This window comes from Gluconacetobacter sp. (genome assembly GCF_047721585.1).
Taxonomy (GTDB): Bacteria; Pseudomonadota; Alphaproteobacteria; order Acetobacterales; family Acetobacteraceae; genus Gluconacetobacter; species Gluconacetobacter dulcium.
The window spans coordinates 1-5,742 of record NZ_JBDNXE010000185.1 but is presented as its reverse complement, the minus strand read 5'-3'; the positions used below and the strand labels follow the sequence as shown (position 1 = coordinate 5,742).

The window sequence follows — 5,742 nt, the reverse complement described above, 5'->3', positions numbered from 1 at the left end:
CCGGCGGGGTCTGCACCCGGCGGCGCGGCAGGGGTGGCGCCGGGGGCGCGGGCGCGCAGGTCGCGGCGGACGATCTCGCGCCCGACCATGGTGGTGGCGAGGCCGGCGGCGGTGCAGTCCGCCGTGCGGTAGGTGCCGACATTGCGGCCGGCGCGCAGGATGCTGATGCGGTCGGAGATGTCGATGACCTCGTCCAGCTTGTGGCTGATCAGGATCACCGCGTTGCCCTGGGCGCGGAAGGCGCGCAGGGCGCGGAACAGGTCGCGCGTTTCGGCCGGGGTGAGCACGGCCGTCGGCTCGTCGAGGATCAGTAGGCGGGCCTGCCGGGCGAGGACGCGGAGGATTTCCACCCGCTGCTGCTCGCCGGCCGACAGGTCGGCCACGATGGCGTCGGGGCGGACGGAGAAGCCGAACCGCTCCGACAGCGCACGGGTGCGGGCTTCCAGCACCTTCGACGAGGCCAGGAAAGGGGTGTCGCGCCAGCCCAGGTGGATGTTCTCGGCCACCGTGAAGGCCGGGACCAGCTTGAAGTGCTGGTGGACCATGCCGATGCCGGCGCGGATGGCGTCCTGCGGAGCCGCGAAAACCTGGCCGTAGCCGTCGAGGATGATCTCGCCGCCGTCGGGCTGGTAGATGCCGGTCACCACGTTCATCAGCGTGGACTTGCCGGCGCCGTTTTCGCCCAGCAGGGCGTGGATCTCGCCCGGTGCGATGTCCAGGCTGACATCCTGGTTGGCGATCACGCCGGGGAAATATTTGCAGATGCCCTGCAATTGCAGGATCGGGGGGGTGCCGGGGGGGACCGGCGGCGGGGCGTCGTTTCGGGCGTGCGGCAGGTCAGTCAAGGCCGGTGACTCCTTCGACCGCCCAGTCCCATTGATAGATCCGGGCGTCGTCCATGACTTCGCCAGCCGGAACGCGCAGGCGGCCGGCGGCGTCGCGGATCGGGCCGCGAAACGGGTTGTAGCCGGCCATGATCCGCGTGCGCATCGCATCGGCCTGGGCTGCGACCTCCGGCGGTACGGTGCGGCCCCACGGATCGCGGTCCACGCCGTGGCCCAATGTGAGGAAGTGGCCCTGGGGCTGCCAGGTGCCGGCCAGGCGGGCGCGGACCTGGGAGACGTAATAATCGCGGAAATCGAGCGTGACGGAGCTGACATAGGCCTCGGGGCCGTACTGGCGCATGTCGGTGTTCCACATCGCGGCCTTGATGCCGCGCTGTTCGGCCACGCGCAGGTAGGCCGGTTCGTCCATGATGCCGCACAGGAAGTCGCAGCCGTTTTCGGCCAGCGCGGTGCCGGCCTGGGTGGCGGCCTGCGGGTCGAACCACGCGTTGATTGAAATCGCCTGCATCGTGACCGCCGGGTTGACCGAGCGCGCGCCCAGCAGCACCGCGTTGGTGCCGGCATAGACCGACGGGATGGGGAACGAGCCGATGAAGCCGATCTTGTTGGTGCGCGTCATCAGTCCGGCGGCGATGCCGATGATGTAGCTGGCATACCAGTGGGTGATGTAATACCAGCCCAGATTGCCGCTGACGGCGTGGCCGTCGCATTCCGTGAAGGCGACGTCGGGCGCGCGGTCGGAGACGTCGCGGATGAAATCGCCGTAGTTGGAGGTGGCGATGACCATCTGTGCGCCCTCGGCCACGAACTGGCGGAAGATGCGGGTGGCGTCGGCCGAGTAGGGCACGCTTTCGACATAGATCGTGCGCAGGTTGGGGAAGGCCCGGCGCACGGCCTCCACGCCCTGATTGTGCATCATCGTCCAGCCGCCGTCGGTGATCGGGCTGGTATGGCCGAAGGCGACCAGAGCGTCGGCCTCGGCGATCGGGGGCAGGAGGCGGGGGTGTGCCCGCAGGCCGGGGGGACGCATGAGCCCGCTGCCGGCCGCTCCGGCGGCCAGGCCCAGCATATGTCGTCGGGATGTCAGAAGCCGTCTGTTCGGCGCGTGCGTGGTCATACCTGACCCGGAATGGTCATGGTTCCGCTTTCCCCTCTCGATGCTCGCCCGCACCGGTCCCACCCGGTGCCGGCGTTTCCCCCCGGAAACGGGTCGCCTCCTGTTCTACAGGCCGGCGAGTTCGCTGGCGTGGGCGCGGGTGATGCCGTGCCGGGCCAGGTCCTGCCATGTCGCCTGCGGATCGGAGCCGACCGCGCGGCATGCATCTTCGACCACGATCGTCTCGAAACCAAGGGCCTTTGCGTCGATGGCGGTGAAGCGCACGCAATAATCCAGGGCCAGTCCGGCGATGAAGACACGGTTTATGCCTAGTCCCGTCAGCCACGAATCCAGGCCGGTGCGGGTGGCGCGGTCGTTGTCCATGAAGGCCGAATAGCTGTCGATATCCGGGTCGCGGCCCTTGCGGATCACCATGCCGATTCGCGACTGGTGCAGGGCGGCCGCCAGTGCCGCGCCGTGGGTGCCTGCCACGCAATGGTCAGGCCAGTGATCGGTCGTGGCTTTCCGCCCGTGGGTGCTGGCGAAGGAGACGTGGCCGTGCGGATGCCAGTCCTGACTGGCGGCTTGCTGGCCGAAGGGCAGGAGGGTCAGGTGATTGATGACCGGGATGACCGCGTCGCCCTGCTGGACCGCCAGCGCGCCGCCGGGCAGGAAATCGTTCTGGAGGTCGATGACCAGCAGCGCATCGTGGGATGTGACATGGATCATGGCGGCTCTCCGTTCGGTACGGTTTCGGAACAGGGATGGCACGTTTCGGGCGGTCGGGCTATCGGGGATTCGGGGACGGAACGGGGGTGGCATGAGCCGGTGGGAGCGGATGCGTCTGGAACTGGATGGATGCGCCGCGGTGGAGGCCATCGTGGGCTTTGCCCATGAGCGCGCGGCGCTGATGGCGCTGGCGTGCGTGGTGGTGGAGACCGGGCCGGCGCGGGTGGTGCTCGACGTGGCAGGGCCGGAGCCGCTGGTCGGTGCTTTCGAGATGGCGTGCCGTCTGGGGCCGGCGGCGTGCCTGGTGCCGGTGGTGCGCTGCCTGCCGGTGGCGGGGGAGGATGAGGTTGAGGGGGGAGACGGAGTATGAGCGTGACGGGTGAGGGCGGATGGTATCCGCTGATGTTGTCGGCGGATCTGGCGCCCGGCACGACGGCCGGCAGCACCATGCTGGGGCGGGACCTGGCGGTGTGGCGCGACGGGCAGGGGCAGGCGCATGTTTGGGACGATCGGTGCCCGCATCGGGGGATGCGGTTGAGCCTGGGGTTCGTGCGTGAGGGCGTGCTGGCCTGCCTGTATCATGGCTGGCGCTTCGGGGCGGATGGGCGTTGCGTGCATATTCCGGCGCATCCCGACCTGTCGCCTCCGGGGACGATCCGGGCGGCGCCGCTGCGGGTTGTGGAGTGTTGGGGGCTGATCTGGGCTGCGGCTGCTGATGAAGGCGGGGCGTTGCCGGAGGATGATCCGGCGCTGGCTGCTGCGTCGTGGGTGCCGGTACGGTCGCTGCGGATCGAGGCACCGTGGCAGGGTGTGGCGGCTGCGATCGGGCTGCCGGAGGGAGAACTGGCTGCCGTGCTGGACCGTGATGTGGACGGCCGGGTGCTGGCGGCGCTGCTGCCGGTTGGCGAGGGCGAGGGCGCGTGCATGTTGCACCTGCTGGCGGCGGGACCTGCGGAGGTGGCGCGTCTGCATGATCTGGCCGATTGGGGGCAGGATGTGCGGGCGCGGGCGGAGGAGCGGGCCGGGCAGGTCTTTCTGGCGGGAGCCGTGGCATGAGCGCGTTGGTGCTGTACGACGACGAACTGGACGAGGATTGCTATCGGGTCCGGCTGTTTCTGTCGCTGCTGGGGGTGGAGGCGCGCCGGGTGGTGGTCGATGTCGTGCCCGGTGGGGAGCAGGACAGCGCGGCTTTTCGGGCGGTTTCGCCGGCCGGGGTGTTGCCGGTGCTGCGCATGGAGGGGCAGGCGGTCTGTGGTGCGCAGGCCGTGTTGCTGGCGCTGGCGCATGGACGGGCGGAATGGTTGCCTGAGGGGGCTGCGGATTTTGCGCGGGTTGTGCACTGGGTGCAGTTTGCCGGTGGGCCGTTGCGCGCGGCGTTGCTGATGCGGCGGGCCAGTCTGTTCGCAGGGGTGGGAGACGAACAGTCCGCCCGGCGGCGGGCGGCGGTGGCGGCGTTGCGGATCGTGGAGGACCATCTGGCCCATCGGTGGCTGGATGGGGGACAGTGGGTGGTGGGTGAGGGGCCGACGGTGGCCGATATCGCGTTGTTCCCCACCGTTGCGCTGTGTCGCGACTGGGGGGAGGAGCATTCCGCCTATCCGGCGCTGCGGCGCTGGGTGCGGGCGGTGCGGGCGCTGCCGGGTTTCGTGACCATGCCCGGTATTCCCGATTACGGCTGATCGGTTTCCGGACGGCGGGGGCGGCGCGTGACCAGGAGCTGGTTGATGCGGAAGCCTTCGACGTCCACGACCTCGAACAGGAAATTGGCGGCTTCGACCTTGTCGGCCTTGCGCGCCATGCGGCGCAGGCGGTGCATGACGAAGCCGCCGATCGTATCGAAATTGTGGCTGTCGGGCAGGTCGGGGACGCCGAGTTCGCGGATCACGTCGCCGATCGGGGCGGCGCCGTCGATCAGCCAGGAATTCTCGTCGCGGCGGACGATGGCCTGTTCCTCGAACGGGTTGGCCAGGCCGTCCATCAGCGCGCCCATGATGTCCTTGAAGGTGATCAGGCCGACGACCAGGCCGTATTCGTTGACGATCAGGGCGAAGCCGGCGCCGTGGGTGTCGAACTGGGCCAGCGTATCCCACAGGTTGAGCGTGTCGGGGAGCGAGAGCACGTCGCGCCGCATGCGGGTGATCTGCTTGGCCACCGGCAGGATCGTCGCCGTGGGGTCCACGTCCTCGGGCTTTTCCACCACGGCGGCCAGCACGTCCTCGGCGCGGATCGAGCCGATGACGTTGTCCAGCCCGCCATTGCAGAGCGGGTAGCGGGAATAGGGCTTGGCCCGCACCTTGTCGCGCTGGCTTTCCGCACTTTCCTGCATGTCGAGGAACACGATCTCGTCGCGCGGGGTCATGGCCGAGGTGACCGAACGGTCCTGCAGGCCGAGGACGTTCTGGATCATCTGGTGTTCCTGCTCCAGCAGGACGCCCGAGGCGGTGCCGGCGGCGAGGATCGCGCGCAAATCTTCCGGTGTGACCGGCTCGACGGCCGAGGCGGCGGGGATTTTGAGCGCGCGCAGGATGACGTCCGACATCTTGGAGAAGATCCAGACGAACGGGTACAGCACCTTCAGCGCGATGGCGGGGAACCAGCCGATGCTGAGTGCCACGCGGTCGGGCGCGTTCATGGCGATGCGCTTGGGCAGCAGGTCGGCGAACAGCACGAACAGGCCCGTGATCAGCACGAACGACAGGGTGGAGGCGACATGGCCGGCGACGGCCTCTTCCAGCCCGGCGTGGCGCAGGATGTCGGCCAGCGGCGGGGTGACCATGTCGCTGCTGATCACGCCGCCCAGCACGCCGACGGCGTTGAGGCAGATCTGGAGCACCGTGACCACCTGGCCGCTGTTGCGGCGCAGGCGGAGGAAATTGACCGCCCGGCTGTCGCCGGCCTCGGCGCGCGTGCGCAGCCGCACCTCGCGTGCCGCCGCGAACGAGATCTCGGACAGGGCGATCAGGATGCTGAACCCGATCAGGATGACGACCGCGACCAGTCCGGCCAGCAGCATCATGGCCGTGCCTCCGCCTGCGCGGCGAGCGCGGGGCAGGGTGCGGGGAGGGCTGCGGG

Annotated in this window: 7 protein-coding genes; 3 read left to right on the top strand and 4 right to left on the bottom strand. The window is 69.3% G+C overall.

Features of this window, described 5'->3' with window-relative positions:
• The 3 genes from ABF821_RS19600 to pncA form a co-directional block, all read right to left on the bottom strand.
• The coding region (locus ABF821_RS19600) for an ATP-binding cassette domain-containing protein (protein ID WP_415531297.1) at window positions 1-845 on the bottom strand (845 nt) is incomplete at its 3' end.
• On the bottom strand, window positions 838-1,962 hold the full coding sequence (locus tag ABF821_RS19595; protein ID WP_415531296.1) for a BMP family ABC transporter substrate-binding protein: 1,125 nt from the start codon (window positions 1,960-1,962) through the stop codon (window positions 838-840). The genes ABF821_RS19595 and ABF821_RS19600, both read right to left, overlap by 8 nt.
• Window positions 1,963-2,067: 105 nt before the next feature.
• Window positions 2,068-2,670 (bottom strand): bifunctional nicotinamidase/pyrazinamidase, encoded by a 603-nt coding sequence (gene pncA, locus ABF821_RS19590; protein WP_182973340.1) that lies wholly within the window; start codon window positions 2,668-2,670, stop codon window positions 2,068-2,070.
• Between the two features lie 91 nt (window positions 2,671-2,761).
• Between pncA and ABF821_RS19585 the strand changes: the two genes are divergently transcribed.
• From ABF821_RS19585 to ABF821_RS19575, 3 genes are read left to right on the top strand one after another with little or no spacing between them, the layout of a single operon-like run.
• Entirely contained in the window at window positions 2,762-3,040 is a 279-nt protein-coding gene (locus tag ABF821_RS19585) for a hypothetical protein (RefSeq protein WP_415531295.1), read from the top strand.
• A complete protein-coding gene (locus ABF821_RS19580; protein WP_415531294.1) occupies window positions 3,037-3,726 on the top strand; it encodes a Rieske 2Fe-2S domain-containing protein in 690 nt (229 codons plus the stop codon). Before ABF821_RS19585 ends, ABF821_RS19580 begins: the two co-directional genes overlap by 4 nt.
• Window positions 3,723-4,349 (top strand): glutathione S-transferase family protein, encoded by a 627-nt coding sequence (locus tag ABF821_RS19575; protein WP_415531293.1) that lies wholly within the window; start codon window positions 3,723-3,725, stop codon window positions 4,347-4,349. Before ABF821_RS19580 ends, ABF821_RS19575 begins: the two co-directional genes overlap by 4 nt.
• Here the strand turns inward: ABF821_RS19575 and ABF821_RS19570 are convergent.
• Window positions 4,340-5,686 (bottom strand): hemolysin family protein, encoded by a 1,347-nt coding sequence (locus tag ABF821_RS19570; protein ID WP_114727546.1) that lies wholly within the window; start codon window positions 5,684-5,686, stop codon window positions 4,340-4,342. The two genes, ABF821_RS19575 and ABF821_RS19570, sit on opposite strands and share 10 nt — an antisense overlap.
• Window positions 5,687-5,742: the final 56 nt, after the last annotated feature.